The following is a 15,449-nucleotide window of genomic DNA, read 5'->3' as shown; positions in this document are numbered from 1 at the left end:
GTCTAACCCAAAAGCCTTAACGGACATTTTCCATCGGACTTTAGGGCTGCGCGATGTAAATTTTTTTGCGCAGCATTTGTAGCTGGCCAAGCTGAAACACCAAGCGCCGCGCCCCTGCATCAAGCGGAGGCACGGCGCGAACCTGGCGAAAAATGGCGCGCTTATGCGGCGAGGCGCTCGACGCGGTTGATGCGGCTCTCATTGCCGACGACCGCAACGACTTCCACGGGCTTTCCATCCGGAATTTCGAGGAAGGAGAGGACCGGCGTCTCGGGCAGATGCGGCTTGAACAGACGCGCGAGCGCGCGGCGCGCGACCGGCGAGGTTACGATAGCGAAGCTGCGGGCCTGCGCCATCAGCGGCTGGGCAGCGGCGCTCACCTGCTCGATGAGTCGCTGGCCGAGCGCGGGCTCGATCGGATGCTGCGAATCGCCGGCCACGCGCATGGCTTGCGCAAGCAGGCCTTCCAGTTCGCCGTCGAGCGTGATGACCGGCAGCGGCATCTTCACCGGCACGATATTCTGGATGATCAGCGATCCGATCTTCTGGCGGACGGCTTCGCAGAGCAGATCGACGCTCATGTCCGGACGGGCGACCGCGACCATCGCCTCGGCGATCCGGCGGAAGTCCTTGAGCGGAATACCCTCGGCGAGAAGCAGGCGGCAGAGCGCGGTGACCTGCGCCAGCGTCAGCGGCTGCGGGGTGAGGCCGTCGGCGAGCTGGGGCGCGACTTCCTTGAGCGTGTCGAGCAGCTTCTTCGCTTCGTCCATGCCGAACATCTCGGCTGCATTGTTGACGATGAGATGGTTGAGGTGTGTCGCCACGACCGTCGAGGGATCGACCACGGTATAACCGGCGACGACGGCCTCGCTGCGCATGCTGGTGTCGATCCAGACGGCTTCGAGACCGAATGTCGGGTCCATGGCGCGGCGGCCCGCGATCGTGCCGGTCAGGTCGCCGCTGTCGAGCGCCAGCAGTTCTTCCGGCCAGATCTCGTCCTCGCCGACGACCGCGCCGGCAATGGTGATACGGTACTGGTTGGCGCCGAGCGCAAGATTGTCCTTCACGCGGATCATCGGAACGACGAAGCCGAGCTCGCGCGAGAGCTGGCGGCGGATGCCGGTGATGCGGCCGATGAGCGGTGCGTCCTTGCGCTCGTCTACCAGATTGATGAGGCCATAGCCGATCTCGAGGCCGAGCACGGCGCCGTCGGAGACGTCTGCCCACTCGATATGCGCCGGGTTCTCGGGCACCGGCATTTCGGCCGGCACTTCGGCTGCGACCTGGCTGGCCTTGCGCAGTTTGAGCGCGATGAACCAGGAGATACCGGCCGCCGGCAGGATGATCATGTGTGGCATGCCCGGCAGGACGCCGAGAAAAGTGAGAATACCGGCGACCGGGAACCAGGCCTTGCCGACGCTGAATTGCGAGGAGATCTGGCCGCCCAGATCGTCTTCCGACTTGACGCGGGTGACGATGGCGGCCGCGGCGATGGAGAGCAGCAGGGCGGGCACCTGCGCGACCAGCGCGTCGCCGATGGCGAGCAGCACATAGGTCTGCGCAGCCTGGCCGATGTCGAGGCCGTGGCTGACGACGCCCAGAATGATGCCGCCGACGATGTTGATGACAAGGATCAGGATGCCGGCGACGGCATCGCCCTTCACGAATTTGGAGGCACCGTCCATCGAACCATAGAAATCGGCCTCGGTGGCGATCTCGGCGCGGCGCAGTTTGGCTTCTTCGGCGGTCAGCAGGCCGGCGTTGAGATCGGCGTCGATCGCCATCTGCTTGCCGGGCATGGCGTCCAGGGTGAAGCGCGCCGAGACTTCGGACACGCGGCCCGCGCCCTTGGTGATGACCATCAGGTTGATGATCATCAGGATCGCGAACACGAAGATGCCGACGACATAGTCGCCGCCGATCATGAAATTGCCGAATGCCTCGATGACATGGCCGGCCGCATCCGATCCGGTGTGGCCGTCCACCAGCACGACGCGGGTCGAGGCGACGTTGAGCGCCAGGCGCAGCAGGGTCGCGAACAGCAGGACGGTCGGGAAGCTGGAGAAATCGAGCGGTTTGGCGGCGTTCAGCGCGATCATGACCACTGCGAGGCTGATCATGATGTTGGTGACGAAACCGATGTCGAGCATGATCGCCGGGACCGGCACCATCATGAACATGACGACCGCGAGAATGGCCAGCGGCATGGCCGCGCCCTTCGCTGTGCGGCTCCAGATCTTACCGTTGACGTCGCTGCGGGTCATGTCCGTCGATTACCTTCCGAAGGTAGCAAGCATGAGATAGGCGAGCCGCGCGGTTTCGGCGCGCGGTGCGAGTTCGGGATAGACGCGGCTCTGGGCGAGCATCTGCTGCCCCATGAGCGCATCCTCGCCTGCGAGGCTCTCGTCGGCGGGGAGATCGTCCGCGACGGCCATCTGGGCCTGGGCGATGCGCATATAGTCGGCAGGGGCGACCATATTGGCGCCATCCGGGATGTCGCCGCTATAGCTCCCGCCCATGTCGCCGCCGCCGGCATTGAGACCGGCCATTTGCGCGCCGTTGGCGAGCTTGCTGGCGAAGCGGTCGCGAATCTCGACGAGGCTGCGCGGATTGCCCGAGCGATCGTAGAACACCGAAGCATTGGCGCGCGCCGCCGCCGGAAAGAGGCTGGCGGCGGGCGTATTCGGCGCGGCGTTCATCGTGGTGAGGAACTTGGCTGCCCCACCGGCACCCAGGAAATGGGCCATATAAAGGTCGGTTGCGTCGGCGGGGCGGCCTGTACGTTCCTCGAGATAGGCGCGATTGTCGGAGGCCAACTCCGCGGCCATGACCGATGCCGTCTCGGGATGATTGCGCAGGTTGAGGATCTGCTGGCGCAAAGCCGGGTCGGACACGCTGTAGCGCCCGCCATTCTTCTGGATGGCGTCGGACGCCCAGCTCATGCCGTATTTGGCGCCATGATCGTTGATGATGGCGAGCCAGCTCTGGTCGAGAAACTGATAAAGGCCCGTCGCGCTCGATGTGCTGGCGCGGGCGTTGGGATTCATGCTGCTTTCGATTTGCGCCTGACCCATGAGATACGAGAAATCGACGCCCGTACGGCGGCTTGCCGTGGCGATCGCGTTCGTAACCCGGCTGGGCGCGCCGGTGATGTTCTTCGTCGTCAGTCCATCGAAAGCGGACATGTCTGGTCTTTGACCCCTGGTTGGTACCGCAGGTCAAAAAGCAAGATGCGTGCCAGATCGGGACGTCCCGAAGTGCAACTCATCCGGATATGAAGAAGGCGGCGATGGGCCTCATCGCCGCCTTGAAAAGGCCGGTTCGGCGCGGCTGTTAGCGAGCGCGGCCGTAAAGCGGCTGCGGCGCATCGAGATTCTGCGCGGCCAGGGCGGTCTGCATCTGGCTGCTCATGTCACCCAGCAGGCAGGCGAGCATTCGCGAGGATTCAAGCTCGGCCATGACCTGCTTCACGCGGGCCTTGAGTTCGGGATCGCTGTGCCATGCGCCGACATCCTGGACCGCATCCAGGGCATTACGAAACCGCACCATCGCCTTCTCAATGCCGCTCAGATCATATTCCCGCATGGCGACACGCAGCGTCGCGGTTGCTTCGGAAAGATTGTCGATAAGGGCCAGCGACATGTGTCAGAACCTCAGTTTTTGCGGACGGGCAGGTCCAGATCCAGCATCTTCTCGGCGATTTTGTCGGGATCGACCGGATAATTGCCGGAAGCAATGGCCTGCTTGATGCGGGCGACGCGCGCGACATCGATCGGCGCACCTTGCGATGCGACGCGGCCCGCCGAGGTGGAAACCGCAGATGTCGAGGCCGCCTTCTCCGACGAAACGTCGGCCGAGACCTTGGCTGTCGACCGCGACTGCGCCGTCTCGCGCAGCTTTGCTGCCTCGACTGCGGCGTTCAGCGCCTGGCCAACTGACTTGATCATCGTGAAATCCTTTCTGTCCGAACTCCATTATATACGGATCCGTTCAAGAAAGCTTAAATTCCTGGAATACGAACGACGCCGATTGTTTCGACGCGGGCCATGACCGGGGTTGCCTTTGCATCCTGGCGGACGCGAATGAGGGCGCCTGCAGCCCCATCCTCATCGGCGATCATCAGCCGGGAAATGGTGAACTGGTCATTGCCGGCAATGAGCTGGACCGGATCGCCCTTCTTGACGACGATGGTCCTGGCGGGCGCCGCAATCGCGCGGGAAGGCGCGAAATTCGTCGTCTGCTGGGGCGCGTTCTGGCCGGGAAGCAGCGGCACGCGGATGCGCCAGCCAATGCTGGTGCAGGAGACGACAGCAAAGCTCGGCTGCGTCGCATCGACGATCGGCGTCTGCGGGCAGGGGGCGAGCCGAAGCCGCCGATCGATCGGTGCGACCGGGCCGCCGGGCTCGCGAAGATTGGCGCCCACGCTCATGGCAACGAGGCCGTCGAGACGGTCGAGATTCTCGAAATTCTGCGCTTGGGCAGGCGTTGGCAGGCTCGCGAGGAAAGCAGCTGCGAACGTCGCGAAGACGGCGAGCATCACTTGGGACAATCCGGACGTGCGGTCAGTCATGGCGGTCGTGCTCCGAAGCGGCATGGTCGAATACATGCAGCCAACGGAGCAAGGAGCGTGCCAGACGCTCAATCGTCGCCGAGCGGCTTTTCGGCGATGCGAATGATCTGTTTGCCGGGCATCTTGTCCTCGGCCTCTTCAGCGAGCCCGGCGATGCGGATGCGGCCTTGCGGAACTCCGGCGGCGACCAGTGTCCGCGCGACCGCGCCGAGGCGGGCCGCGGCAAGATCCCAGGCATCGAAGCGGCGCACGCCAGAATCGACACCAATCGACTGAATCTGGATGATCTCGCTGGAATCGGCGAAGGGTTTCGCTGCGCGCAGCAGAGTGTTGCGACCCGTCTCGCTGAGCAGTGCCTCGCCGGGTTCGAACAGGGTCGCGGCGGGGAGGTCCGTCCGCACTGGCGCCTCGATCGCGCCGAAATAGGTTCCGAGGCCGGTCAGAGCGGCTTCGCGGTTGCTCTGACTGGCCTGCAGCAGCACGAAGAAACCGAGCAGGAGCAGGCAAAGATCGGCGAAACTCAGCGCCCAGCGCGTGCGGTTCTGCCGGATCATGCGACTTCCTGGACGATCGACCGGCGCAGCATGGCCGGTTCGCGCCGGGCAATGGCGGTAACGCGCCCGGCAAAGCTCCGCTGCCAGGCCAATTCGCGCTCGGAGACACCATGGAGGCGATTGGCGATCGGCCCCGCGATCACGTTTGCCAGGATCATGCCGTGCAAGGTCGTCATGAGTGCGAGCGCCATGGAAGGGCCGATCGAGCCCGGGTCGCGCATGCTCGCGAACATGCCGATCAGGCCGATGATCGTGCCCGCCATGCCCATGGCCGGTGCGGCGTCGGCGAGAGCGTTCCAGAAGGCGATCACGCGCCCGTGGCGTTCGCGACGGTCATCGACGGCTTGCCCGATCCATGCCGCGAAATGCTCGGCATCGGCGGAATTGGCGAGTGTCACCAGCGCCTGCCGGCAAAAGGGATGAGCGGCGCGCAACCGATCCGTATGGGCGAGGCCCTTGAGTTCGGCGATGGCTTCGACCTTGAAGAGCAGTGCCCGCGCGGCGTCGCGGTCGTCGTCGGGGCGCGCGGCGAAGAGCGGGCCGAGAGCGGCGAAGGCTTTGCCGGCGGTGTCGGTGCCGGTCTGGAGAAGGGCGATGATGCCGGCGCCAAGCACGACCGTCAGAATCGGCAAAGGCGCGAAAACATGGCCGATTATGTCCGTCATCGCCGCTTTGGTCCCCGTCCGTGCCGTGCGACCGGCAACAGTCTGCCGTTGACCGGCAAAAAATTGCCGGCCTTGCCGCTCACGCGCTCGAAAAGCGCGGAAATCCTACTGTTCCCGTTCCGTCCCAAGGGCGGCAACGGGGTTTGGCACGGCATTTGCAGTTATTCCCTGCGGGCATGGGTCATGCCGAAACCGGACCATCTCATCCGGTCAGAACGACCCCGGCCCAGAGACTTTTAGGGAAGGCACGAAAAAAATGTCGTCGGTCGAAGACAGTTTGTTCGGCATTCATGGCAAGGCCCTGGCGCTGCGTTCGCAGCGGCTGGAACTCATTGCCTCGAATATCGCGAACGCTTCCACGCCCGGCTACAAGGCCCGGGACATCGATTTCGACAAGGCGCTCGCCGCTGCCTCGCAGAAGCAGGGCACGGTCGCCGGCGCGCTCGAGACGGCCATGGGCTATCGCATCCCGCTGCAGCCGAGCGCCGACGGCAACACCGTCGAAATGTCGACCGAGCAGACCCTCTTCTCAGAGAATGCGGTGAAGTACCGCACGACGCTCTCCTTCCTGGAAGGGCGCCTCAACACCATCACGCGCGCCTTGAAGGGAGAATGAGCATGGCCGACAAGCCCATGAACATCTTCGACATCTCCGGCCGTGCCATGTCGGCGCAGCTGGTCCGGCTGAACGCCACGGCGTCGAACCTGGCCAATGCCGGTTCGGTCTCCGGCAGCGAGGCGCAGGCCTATCGCGCCATCCGCCCGGTCTTCTCGACCGTCACGGAGAAGCCCGGCGTCGCCACCGTCAAGGTCGATCAGATCGTCTCGTCCGACACGCCCGCCAAAATGCGCCACGATCCCGGCCACCCGCTCGCGGACGCCGATGGCAATGTCTGGGAGTCGGGTGTGGATAGCAGCGCCGAGCTCGTCGACATGATCGAGAGCGCGCGCATGTACCAGAACAATGTGCAGGTCCTCCAGACCGCAAAGTCCCTCCTCCTCGAAACGATCAGGCTCGGCAAATGACCACAGTCACGAACAATACGACGTCCAGCCCGTGGACGGTGGATAGCGGCACCGCGTTCACCAACCGGAACCTCGCCCAGACGAGCGACGGGTCGAACCAGACGATCGACATGAGTGGCTTCCTGAAGCTCATGACGACGCAGCTCCAGCATCAGGATCCGTTCGCGCCGATGGACAACAACCAGATGGTTGCCCAGATGGCGCAGTTCACGTCGCTGTCCTCGATGGCGGAATCGAACAAGCTGCTCGGCAACATCGCGGACTCCGTCGGCAGCGCTCGGCTGTCCGACGCGGCGAACTGGATCGGCAAGTCGATGCTGGTCAAGAGCAACATCGCGACGCCCGATCGCACCGGCGCCTATGCCGGCGAGCTGACGCTGGGCAAGGACGCGAGCAACGTCCAGGTCGATCTGGTCGATGCCGACGGCAATGTCGTCAAGTCGCTCGATCTTGGCGCGCAGAAAGCCGGCGCGGTCGGCTTCTTCTGGGATGGCACGAACGAGGCCGGCGACTTCATCGGCGGCGAGGCACTCAAGGTGGAAGTCCGTGGCGCAACGCCCACGCAGACTGCAACCTGGGCCAGCATTGCGGCGGTCCAGTCGCCTGCGAGCGGCACCAGTGCCCAGCTCATCACCGCCCTTGGCAATTATTCCCCCGCTGACGCGCTGCGTCTCGGCTGATCCACACATTCACTAAGGAGTTAAGTCCATGTCCTTCTACACCTCGCTTTCCGGCCTCAAGGGCGCGCAGACCGACCTCAGCGTCGTAGCCAATAACGTAGCGAACGTTTCCTCGATCGCGTTCAAGAAGAGCAAGGCTATGTTCGGCGACATCTTCGCCTCCAGTGGCGGCGGCATGTCGGCGGGCAACGGCGTGCGCCTGATCGACCTCAAGCAGCAGTTCACGCAGGGCACGCTCGAGACGACCGACAAGACGCTCGATCTGGCCGTTACCGGCGAGGGCTTCTTCACCGTCAAGGGCGCCGGGGCGACCGGCCGGACGACCTACACACGGGCCGGCGCTTTCGCGATCGACAAGGATCGCTACGTCATCGACACGACCGGTTCACGCCTCCAGGTGCTGCCGGACGCCGACCAGGACGGCCGCGCCGACAACACGGCTGCCGGCAGCCTGACGGACCTCCTGATCCCCACCGTCGATCCGAACGATGCGACCAACCAGCTCTCGGCCGTCTCGATCTCCGAGACCGGCTTGGTCGCCGCGACCTTCGCCGACGGCTCGGTTCTGAACCTTGGCGTCATCGCCATGGCCAGCTTTCCGGCTCAGGACGAGCTGCAGCAGATGGGCGATGCCCACTGGATCGCCACCGGCTCCAGCGGCGCCGCCGTCTATGGCGAGGGCAATGGCGGCCTGTTCGGCGCGGTCCGTTCGGGCACGCTGGAGCGCTCTAACGTCGATATCACCGAGGAACTCGTGGCGCTCATCTCCGCCCAGCGCAATTTCCAGGCGAACGCCAAGGCGATTGAGACCCAGTCGACCATGTCGCAGGCCATCATCAACATGCGCAGCTGATCGCTGACACGACGTCTCTCGAAGGGAGTTAGGCCATGGATCGTCTCGTCGATATTGCCCGCACCGCGATGCGCGGCTCGATGGCGCGCCAGACGGCGGTCGCGAACAACCTCGCGAACGTCAACACGGCGGGCTTCCGGGCCGAGATCGTCAATGCCTCGACACGCTGGATCGGTGGTCCCACCCTTCAGAGCCGCGCCGAGCAGGTCGATCAGGTCATCGGCGCGGACATGAAGCAGGGCTCGGTCGTCCAGACCGGCAATGCGCTTGACGTCGCGCTCGATGGGGACGGCTTTTTCGCGGTGCAGGCGAACGACGGTTCGGAAGGCTATACGCGCCGGGGCGATCTCAAACTCAGCGACAGCGGGCTGCTCACCACCGGGGAAGGGCATCCCGTCCTGGGCGAGGGCGGCCCGATCACGCTGCCGCCGGCCGACAGCGTCAAGATCGCCAAGGATGGCGGCATCTGGATCGTGCCGCAGGGCGGGCAGATCGATCAGCCCCAGCTCGTGGATACGATCAAGCTGGTCAATGCCAGGGGCTCGGTCATCGCGAAGGGCACGGACAACCTCTTCCGCGAAGTGAATGGCGGCGCATTGCCGACCGATCCGATGGCCAGTGTCACCTCGGGCGCCCTCGAGGGCTCGAACGTTAACGCGACCTCCGCCCTCGTACAGATGATCGAGGCAAGTCGCGCCTGGGAGACCCAGATCAAGCTCATCGATACGGCCAAGGACATCGATTCCGGCGGCGCCAGCCTCATGCGGCTCGACGGCTAATCCGGCGCGAGCGCCCCAGACCAGTTTCTAGAGAACAAGGACCAGAACCATGTCGACCTCAGCTCTTCACGTTGCGCGCACCGGGCTCGATGCCCAGGACGTCAAGATGCGCGTCATCGCCAACAACCTGGCGAACGTGAATACGACGGGCTTCAAGCGCGACCGCGCCAATTTCGAGACGCTTGCCTATCAGCAGGTTGTCGCGGCGGGTGCTCAGGCCGACAGTCAGAACAAGCTCGCCATCGGTCTCAATCTCGGTACCGGTGTCCAGCTCACCGGCACCGAGCGGATCGACTCGCAGGGCACGCTCAACATGACCGAAAACACCCTTGATCTTGCGATCGAGGGGAACGGATTCTTCCAGGTGCAGCGCAGCGACGGCTCGACGGCCTATACGCGCGCCGGCAATTTCAAGACCAATGCCGAGGGCACGGTCGTGACGGCGGACGGTCTGCCGCTCGTTCCGCAGATCCAGATCCCGGCTGGCGCCGGTTCGGTCACGATCGGCAATGACGGCACGGTGTCGGCGGTGCTGACGGGCCAGAGCGAAGCGACCCAGATCGGCCAGATCGAGACCGCCAGCTTCGTCAACCCGGCCGGCCTTCAGGCGACCGGCAACAATCTCCTGATGGAGACGGCCGCATCGGGCGCGCCGCAGGTCGGCGCTGCCGGCCTCGAAGGTCGCGGCGCGATCCGCCAGGGCGCCCTCGAGCAATCGAACGTCAACACCGTCGAGGAGCTGGTCGACATGATCGAGACCCAGCGCGCCTACGAGATCGCCTCGAAGATGATCAAGGCGACCGACGAGATGCTCCAGTACGTGAATCAGCAGCTCTAAGCCATGAAGACGCTCATCGCCTTCGGCGCCATCGTCGCGCTCGCCGCCACTCCCGCCTCGGCCGGTCTCTCCGGCCTGTTCAAGAAGAAGGACCCGCTGGCGGATCCGTCCTATCAGGTCACTTATGCGCCCGAGGTGCCAGCTGCTCCGGCGCAGCCCAACGGCGCGATCTTTCAGGTGAGCGCGGGCTATTCCTCACTGACCAACGGCGCGCGCGCCGCGCAGGTCGGCGACATCATCACCATCCTGCTCGTCGAGCGCACGCAGGCCTCCAAGAGCACGAGCGCCAACACGGATCGCTCGGGCAGCATCGGCCTGACGCCGCCGAGCAGCGGACCGTTCAGCAAGCTGTTCAGCGCGAGCGACATTGGCGCGAGCGGCACGCAGGGCTTCAAGGGCAAGGGTGACGCCTCGCAGTCGAACGCCCTCTCGGGCGAGATCACCGTCACTATCGCCAGGGTCTACGCCAACGGCACGATGCTGGTGAGCGGGCAGAAGGCGCTGACGCTGAACCGCGGCGACGAATATGTGCAGGTTTCCGGCCTCGTCCGCCAGGCCGATGTCGGCCCGGACAACCGCGTGCTCTCCACGCGCGTTGCCGACGCCCGCATCACCTACACCGGCAAGGGTGAGATCGCCCGCGCCAGCCGTCAGGGCTGGCTGCAGCGCTTCTTCTCCGCGATCAGCCCTTTCTGACGGAGCAATGGTCCTCATGATTTCGCGCCTTCCCAATTTGCTCACCCGCATGCTGAGCTGGGTCATCGCTTTGGCCGTCGTTGCCGGTTTGCAGCTTGCCGCGCCGCAGGCGCAGGCCGAGCGCATCAAGGACATCGGGTCGTTCGAGGGGCTGCGCACCAACCAGCTTATCGGCTATGGCATCGTGGTCGGCCTTGCTGGCACCGGCGACGACAGCCTCGATTATGCCACGCAGGGCGTGAAGGGCGTCATCTCGCGTTTCGGCCTCACCTTGCCGCCGGGCGTCAATCCTTCGCTCAAGAACGCTGCCGCTGTGCTCGTCACTGCCGAACTGCCGCCCTTCGCCAAGCCCGGCCAGCGGCTGGACGTCACCGTTTCGGCGCTCGGCAAGGCCAAGTCGCTGCGTGGCGGCACGCTCGTGCTGACCCCGCTGCGCGGTGCCGATGGCGAAATCTATGCGATGTCTCAGGGCAATCTTGCCGTTGGTGGCCTTGGCGTTTCCGGCGCGGACGGCTCGCAGCTTTCGGTCAACGTGCCCTCGGCCGGCCGAATCCCGAGCGGCGCCTCGGTCGAGCGTGCGGTCGCCACCGGCTTCGACACGAGTCCGGCGCTGACCTTCAATCTCGCGGAAGCCGATCTCACGACGGCGCTGCGCGTCGCCGACGCCATCAATCTCGCCTTCAATGATCAGCGCGCCCGCGCCCTGGATGGCGTGTCGATCTCGATCTCCGCGCCGCAGGGTGCCGAGAGCCGCATCATGATGATGGGGCTCATCGAGAATATCCAGGTGAAGCCGGCCGATCCGCCGGCCAAGGTGATCGTCAATGCCCGCACCGGCACGGTCGTCATCAACGGCGGCGTGCGCATCAGCCCGGCGGCGGTGAGCCACGGCAAACTCACCGTCACGATACAGGAATCGCCGCGCATCGTGCAGCCCGCACCTTTCTCCCGGGGTGAGACCGCAGTGGAGCCATCCAGCTCCATTTCCGCCGAGCAGGAGAAGAATCCGATGTTCCTTTTTAAAGGTGGAGCGTCCCTGTCCGATATTGTGAAGGCGGTGAACGCTGTGGGTGCCTCTCCGGCGGATCTCGTCGAGATCCTGGAGGCGCTGAAACAGGCGGGCGCCATGAAGGCGGAGCTCGAAGTGATATGACGCAGATCAACGCTTCCGCTTCCGGCACGGCCGCTTTTGCCGCTGCGTCCATTGCGACGACGGGCCTGAAGCCGGCCGCTGCGACCGACGAGCGCGCCGCGCTCGCCAAGGCTGCGCAGGCTTTCGAGGCGATCTTCACGCGGCAACTGCTCGGCTCCATGCGCCAGGCGAGCCTGGGCGAGGACATCGCGGGCAGCAGCGCCGTCGATCAGTTTCGCGAGCTCGCCGATGCGCGCATGGCGGACGGTCTCGCTCAGCAGGGCGGGCTCGGCATCGCCGGCCTCATCCTCCAGCAGCTTGACAGGAAGACGCCGTGACGACCAGCGATCTCTACAGCATCGGTGTGTCGGGCGCGCGCGCTTATCAGGCGGCGCTCGGTACGATCTCGAACAACATCGCGAATGCGGACACGCCGGGCTACGCGCGGCGCATGATCGAGCTCAAGGAGTCACCCGCCGGCACGGGCACAACGATCTACTATCGCTCGGGCGTCGCCTATGGCGGTGCGACGATCGGCAAGGTCGTGCGGATGAGCGACTATTATCTGGACGCCGCTGCGCGCAACACCGGCAATGCGCTCGGCAGTGCCGATCAGCGCGCGCGCTGGATGAGCGACATTCAGAACGGCCTCAACGATGGTTCGCTCGGTGTGGGCCAGCGCATGTCCGCCATGTTCGCCTCCGTCGAGCGTCTGGCGTCCAACCCCACCGACACGACGCTGCGGAGCAACGTGCTTTTCGCCTTCGAGCAGATCAACACGGCTTTCAAGCAGGCCCATACCGATCTCACGGCGATCACGGAGGGCATCGGGAAAGCCGCGCAGACCGAGATGGCCGCGCTCAACGACGCACTCAAGCAATTGGCCGACGCCAATGAGGGCTTGCGGCGTTCGTCGGATGGCACGGCCGCGCACGTCGCGCTGCTCGATTCACGCGATCAGGCACTGACCGAGATCACCAAACGCATCAACGTCACCATCACATTTGGCGCGAACGATGTCGCTGATGTGAAATATGGCGCGATGGATATGGTGACGAGCGTGGCGGCCGGGTCGATGACGGTGACCCAGGCCGGCGACGGCACGCTGTCCTTCACCGCGACCGATGTCGGCGGCACGACCGCCGCGGCGGCGGCGCCGACGGGCGGCTCGCTCGCCGGTCTTAGCAGCAGCGCCGAGGCGAACCGCGACCGCATCATCGATCTCAACGATCTGGCGGATCAATATGTCAGCGACATCAACGACTGGCACACCGGTGGCTTTACAGCGGCGGGTGTCGCAGGTGGAACGATGCTCTCGATCGGCGGCGATGCCAGCACGCTGCAGGTGCTGATCACCGCCCCGGCGGACCTGGCCGGTGCCAATGCGGGCGGTGTCGCAAATGCCAATCTGGTGGCGATCGGCGGGTTGCGCGGCAGCGGCGGCATTGAGGATACGTGGGTCAACCTGATCTCGGACCATAGCAATGTCGTCACCGCGACGCTTGCCGAACAAACCGCCGCGACCAGCCGCGACACGATGGCGCAGGAGGCACGCGCGGACGTCAGTGGCGTCAATCTCGACCGTGAGGCGGCAGACCTCATGCGTTTCCAGCAGGCCTATCAGGCCTGCGCCCGCATCATCCAGGTGGCCAACCAGGTGATGGAATCCCTTTTCGCGGCCATCTGACGGCCCCAGCTAGCGAGTAACACGCCATGGTTTTCATCACGACCCAGTCGCTCCGCGCCGAAATCAACCGGCAGCACGCCATGTCGAAGGACATCTCGACCGAGCAGAGCAAGATTTCGACCGGGCACAAGCTCAATGCGCCGTCCGACGATCCGCAGGCCTGGGTGCAGATCTCGCTGCTCGGCCGCCAGCAGGCGATCACCACGGCGTGGCAGGACAATCTGACCTTTGCCCAATCGCGGTCCGCCAAGGCGGAAGCGAACCTCAACGACATCAACAATCTCATGACGCGCGTCAGCAATCTGCTCGTGACCTCGACCTCTACGGCCGACGGTTCACCGGGCCGTGAGGCCGTCGCGCAGGAACTGGAAGGCGTGCGCGCGACGATCAATGATCTGCTGAACCAGACGGACTATCAGGGGCAGCCCGTGTTCGACGATACGAATACGCTTCCCGTGCCGGTCGGTGCCGGGCTTTCGGTCGAATCGGTCGGCACGCGGCAGAGCATCTCGGACAACGTCGTCGGCGCGCGTTCGCTCGATCAGGTGTTGACCGACGCCATTGCCGCCGTGCGCACCGGCACCGCCGATGATCGCACGAACGCGCTCGGCGACGCGCGCAAGGCGCTGGATCATGTCATCGTCGCCCAGTCGATCCAGGGCGTGCGCACGCAGCGGCTCGAGGATATCGGCGAGCGCCTCGTCGATCAGCAGCTCGGCCTGAGCGAGCGTCGCTCGGGACTGGAGGACACCGACCTCACCGAGACGATCACCAAGCTGCAGAACAAGCTGACCACGCTGGAGGCCGCGCAATCGGCCTTTGCCCGAATCAGCCGCCAGTCACTGTTCGACTATCTGAACTGATCATCGTTACCGGTTCACCTTGGTTTTTCTTCCCCCGGCTCGCGGCCAGCGCCGCGGGCCGTGTCATTTCCGGCGGTTCTGGGCGAAAGAAGGGGTTTTCAGCCTCTTATCCTTAAAGGCGCGGTAACCGTGAGCCTAAACCCTGTTTCAGTGCGGCCGTTCTAGAAGATGAGGAAAGATCGGTTGTTCTGACTGATCGAACCATCTCGTGCGGGGATCAGAATGTTCGCTGGTATCGGTCTCGTTGTCCTGTTGGCCATGGTCTTCGGTGGTTTCATCATCACCGGTGGCGACATCGGGCCCGTTCTCCACGCGCTCCCGCACGAAATGCTCATCATTGGCGGCGCCGCCGTCGGCGCGCTTATCATCGGCAATAGCGGTGCGGACCTGAAAGCGCTGATGGGCGGCCTCTCCAAGGTGTTCAAGGGACCGAAGTACAAGAAGCAGGACTATCTGGACTGCATCTTCCTGGTCTCCAAGCTCATGAAGATGCTGCGCGTAGAAGGGCCTGTCGCGCTCGAACCGCACATCGAGGATCCCAAGACCTCGTCGGTCTTTGCCGAATATCCCAAGCTGATGTCCGACACCGCGTTGATCCACCTGATCTGCGATACGCTTCGCCTCGTCGTCGTCTCCTCGGGCACGCTCGATCCGCATGCGGTCGAGGACGTGATGGACAACAGCCTCAAGACCCACCACCACGAGGCGATCCGCCCGGCCGACAATCTCCAGGGCCTGGCCGACGCACTGCCGGCTCTCGGCATCGTCGCGGCCGTGCTTGGCGTGGTCAAGACCATGGGCTCGATCGACCAGCCACCGGAAATCCTCGGCGGCATGATCGGCTCGGCGCTCGTCGGTACCTTCCTCGGCGTGCTGCTCGCTTACGGCATGGTGGGTCCGTTCGCGAACCGCTGCCGTCAGGTCATCGAGGCCGATGCCTCCATCTATCAGGTGGTGAAGCAGATCATCATCGCCTCGCTCCACGGCCATCCGCAGCCGCTGGTCATTGAGGCCGCGCGCTCCAATCTGAGCCACGCGAACCAGCCGGCCTTCGCTGAAGTGTTCGACGGCATGCGCGGCCGCTGAGGCCGGAAAGGGGACGCGAG

General features: G+C 64.6%; 19 protein-coding genes. 12 read left to right on the top strand and 7 right to left on the bottom strand.

Annotated features, from left to right (window positions below; all coding sequences use genetic code 11):
• Nucleotides 1-161: 161 nt before the first annotated feature.
• The 7 genes from flhA to KM135_RS04175 all read right to left on the bottom strand — a co-directional run bounded on the left by flhA (nt 162) and on the right by KM135_RS04175 (nt 5,789).
• Entirely contained in the window at nt 162-2,264 is a 2,103-nt protein-coding gene (gene flhA, locus KM135_RS04205; protein WP_221712720.1) for a flagellar biosynthesis protein FlhA, read from the bottom strand.
• A gap of 9 nt (nt 2,265-2,273) precedes the next feature.
• Entirely contained in the window at nt 2,274-3,185 is a 912-nt protein-coding gene (locus KM135_RS04200) for a transglycosylase SLT domain-containing protein (RefSeq protein ID WP_221712719.1), read from the bottom strand.
• Between the two features lie 148 nt (nt 3,186-3,333).
• Entirely contained in the window at nt 3,334-3,642 is a 309-nt protein-coding gene (locus tag KM135_RS04195) for a hypothetical protein (RefSeq protein ID WP_221712718.1), read from the bottom strand.
• An 11-nt stretch (nt 3,643-3,653) separates the two neighbouring features.
• Nucleotides 3,654-3,947 (bottom strand): flagellar biosynthesis anti-sigma factor FlgM, encoded by a 294-nt coding sequence (flgM, locus tag KM135_RS04190; RefSeq protein WP_221712717.1) that lies wholly within the window; start codon nt 3,945-3,947, stop codon nt 3,654-3,656.
• 53 nt (nt 3,948-4,000) lie between these two features.
• Nucleotides 4,001-4,570 carry a flagella basal body P-ring formation protein FlgA gene (locus tag KM135_RS04185; RefSeq protein WP_425516994.1) on the bottom strand — a complete coding sequence of 190 codons (570 nt, stop codon included), beginning with the start codon at nt 4,568-4,570 and terminating at the stop codon, nt 4,001-4,003.
• Between the two features lie 68 nt (nt 4,571-4,638).
• Nucleotides 4,639-5,124 carry an OmpA family protein gene (locus KM135_RS04180; protein ID WP_221712716.1) on the bottom strand — a complete coding sequence of 162 codons (486 nt, stop codon included), beginning with the start codon at nt 5,122-5,124 and terminating at the stop codon, nt 4,639-4,641.
• The gene (locus KM135_RS04175; protein ID WP_221712715.1) at nt 5,121-5,789 is read right to left on the bottom strand and encodes a MotA/TolQ/ExbB proton channel family protein; all 669 of its coding nucleotides are present in this window, start codon (nt 5,787-5,789) and stop codon (nt 5,121-5,123) included. Before KM135_RS04175 ends, KM135_RS04180 begins: the two co-directional genes overlap by 4 nt.
• A 256-nt stretch (nt 5,790-6,045) precedes the next feature.
• Here KM135_RS04175 and flgB point away from each other — a divergent pair, with 256 nt between their 5' ends.
• The 12 genes from flgB (at nt 6,046) to motA (ending at nt 15,429) form a co-directional block, all read left to right on the top strand.
• A complete protein-coding gene (flgB, locus tag KM135_RS04170) occupies nt 6,046-6,405 on the top strand; it encodes a flagellar basal body rod protein FlgB (RefSeq protein ID WP_221712714.1) in 360 nt (119 codons plus the stop codon).
• Nucleotides 6,402-6,815 (top strand): flagellar basal body rod protein FlgC, encoded by a 414-nt coding sequence (gene flgC, locus KM135_RS04165; RefSeq protein WP_246605736.1) that lies wholly within the window; start codon nt 6,402-6,404, stop codon nt 6,813-6,815. The genes flgB and flgC overlap by 4 nt, the downstream gene beginning before the upstream one ends.
• The gene (locus tag KM135_RS04160; protein WP_221712713.1) at nt 6,812-7,495 is read left to right on the top strand and encodes a flagellar hook assembly protein FlgD; all 684 of its coding nucleotides are present in this window, start codon (nt 6,812-6,814) and stop codon (nt 7,493-7,495) included. Before flgC ends, KM135_RS04160 begins: the two co-directional genes overlap by 4 nt.
• A 28-nt stretch (nt 7,496-7,523) precedes the next feature.
• A complete protein-coding gene (locus KM135_RS04155) occupies nt 7,524-8,348 on the top strand; it encodes a flagellar hook-basal body complex protein (protein WP_221712712.1) in 825 nt (274 codons plus the stop codon).
• Between the two features lie 35 nt (nt 8,349-8,383).
• The gene (gene flgF, locus KM135_RS04150) at nt 8,384-9,127 is read left to right on the top strand and encodes a flagellar basal-body rod protein FlgF (RefSeq protein ID WP_221712711.1); all 744 of its coding nucleotides are present in this window, start codon (nt 8,384-8,386) and stop codon (nt 9,125-9,127) included.
• 49 nt (nt 9,128-9,176) lie between these two features.
• Complete coding sequence (flgG, locus tag KM135_RS04145) at nt 9,177-9,965, top strand: flagellar basal-body rod protein FlgG (protein ID WP_221712710.1); 789 nt, start codon at nt 9,177-9,179, stop codon at nt 9,963-9,965.
• 3 nt (nt 9,966-9,968) lie between these two features.
• The gene (locus tag KM135_RS04140; RefSeq protein WP_221712709.1) at nt 9,969-10,661 is read left to right on the top strand and encodes a flagellar basal body L-ring protein FlgH; all 693 of its coding nucleotides are present in this window, start codon (nt 9,969-9,971) and stop codon (nt 10,659-10,661) included.
• A 49-nt stretch (nt 10,662-10,710) separates the two neighbouring features.
• Nucleotides 10,711-11,814: a flagellar basal body P-ring protein FlgI gene (locus tag KM135_RS04135; protein WP_425516999.1), complete on the top strand. Its 1,104-nt coding sequence runs from the start codon at nt 10,711-10,713 to the stop codon at nt 11,812-11,814.
• Nucleotides 11,811-12,131, top strand: coding sequence for a rod-binding protein (locus KM135_RS04130; protein WP_221712707.1), 321 nt, complete (start codon nt 11,811-11,813; stop codon nt 12,129-12,131). The genes KM135_RS04135 and KM135_RS04130 overlap by 4 nt, the downstream gene beginning before the upstream one ends.
• Complete coding sequence (flgK, locus tag KM135_RS04125; RefSeq protein ID WP_221712706.1) at nt 12,128-13,480, top strand: flagellar hook-associated protein FlgK; 1,353 nt, start codon at nt 12,128-12,130, stop codon at nt 13,478-13,480. Before KM135_RS04130 ends, flgK begins: the two co-directional genes overlap by 4 nt.
• Before the next feature lie 26 nt (nt 13,481-13,506).
• A complete protein-coding gene (locus KM135_RS04120) occupies nt 13,507-14,343 on the top strand; it encodes a flagellin (RefSeq protein WP_221712705.1) in 837 nt (278 codons plus the stop codon).
• A 222-nt stretch (nt 14,344-14,565) separates the two neighbouring features.
• On the top strand, nt 14,566-15,429 hold the full coding sequence (gene motA / locus KM135_RS04115; protein WP_221712704.1) for a flagellar motor stator protein MotA: 864 nt from the start codon (nt 14,566-14,568) through the stop codon (nt 15,427-15,429).
• The last annotated feature ends 20 nt before the right edge of the window (nt 15,430-15,449 follow it).

It is taken from the genome of Sphingobium xanthum, from assembly GCF_019737615.1.
GTDB lineage: Bacteria > Pseudomonadota > Alphaproteobacteria > Sphingomonadales > Sphingomonadaceae > Sphingobium > Sphingobium xanthum.
The sequence above is the reverse complement of the archived record's forward strand: the minus strand, read 5'-3'. Positions and strand labels throughout refer to the sequence as shown.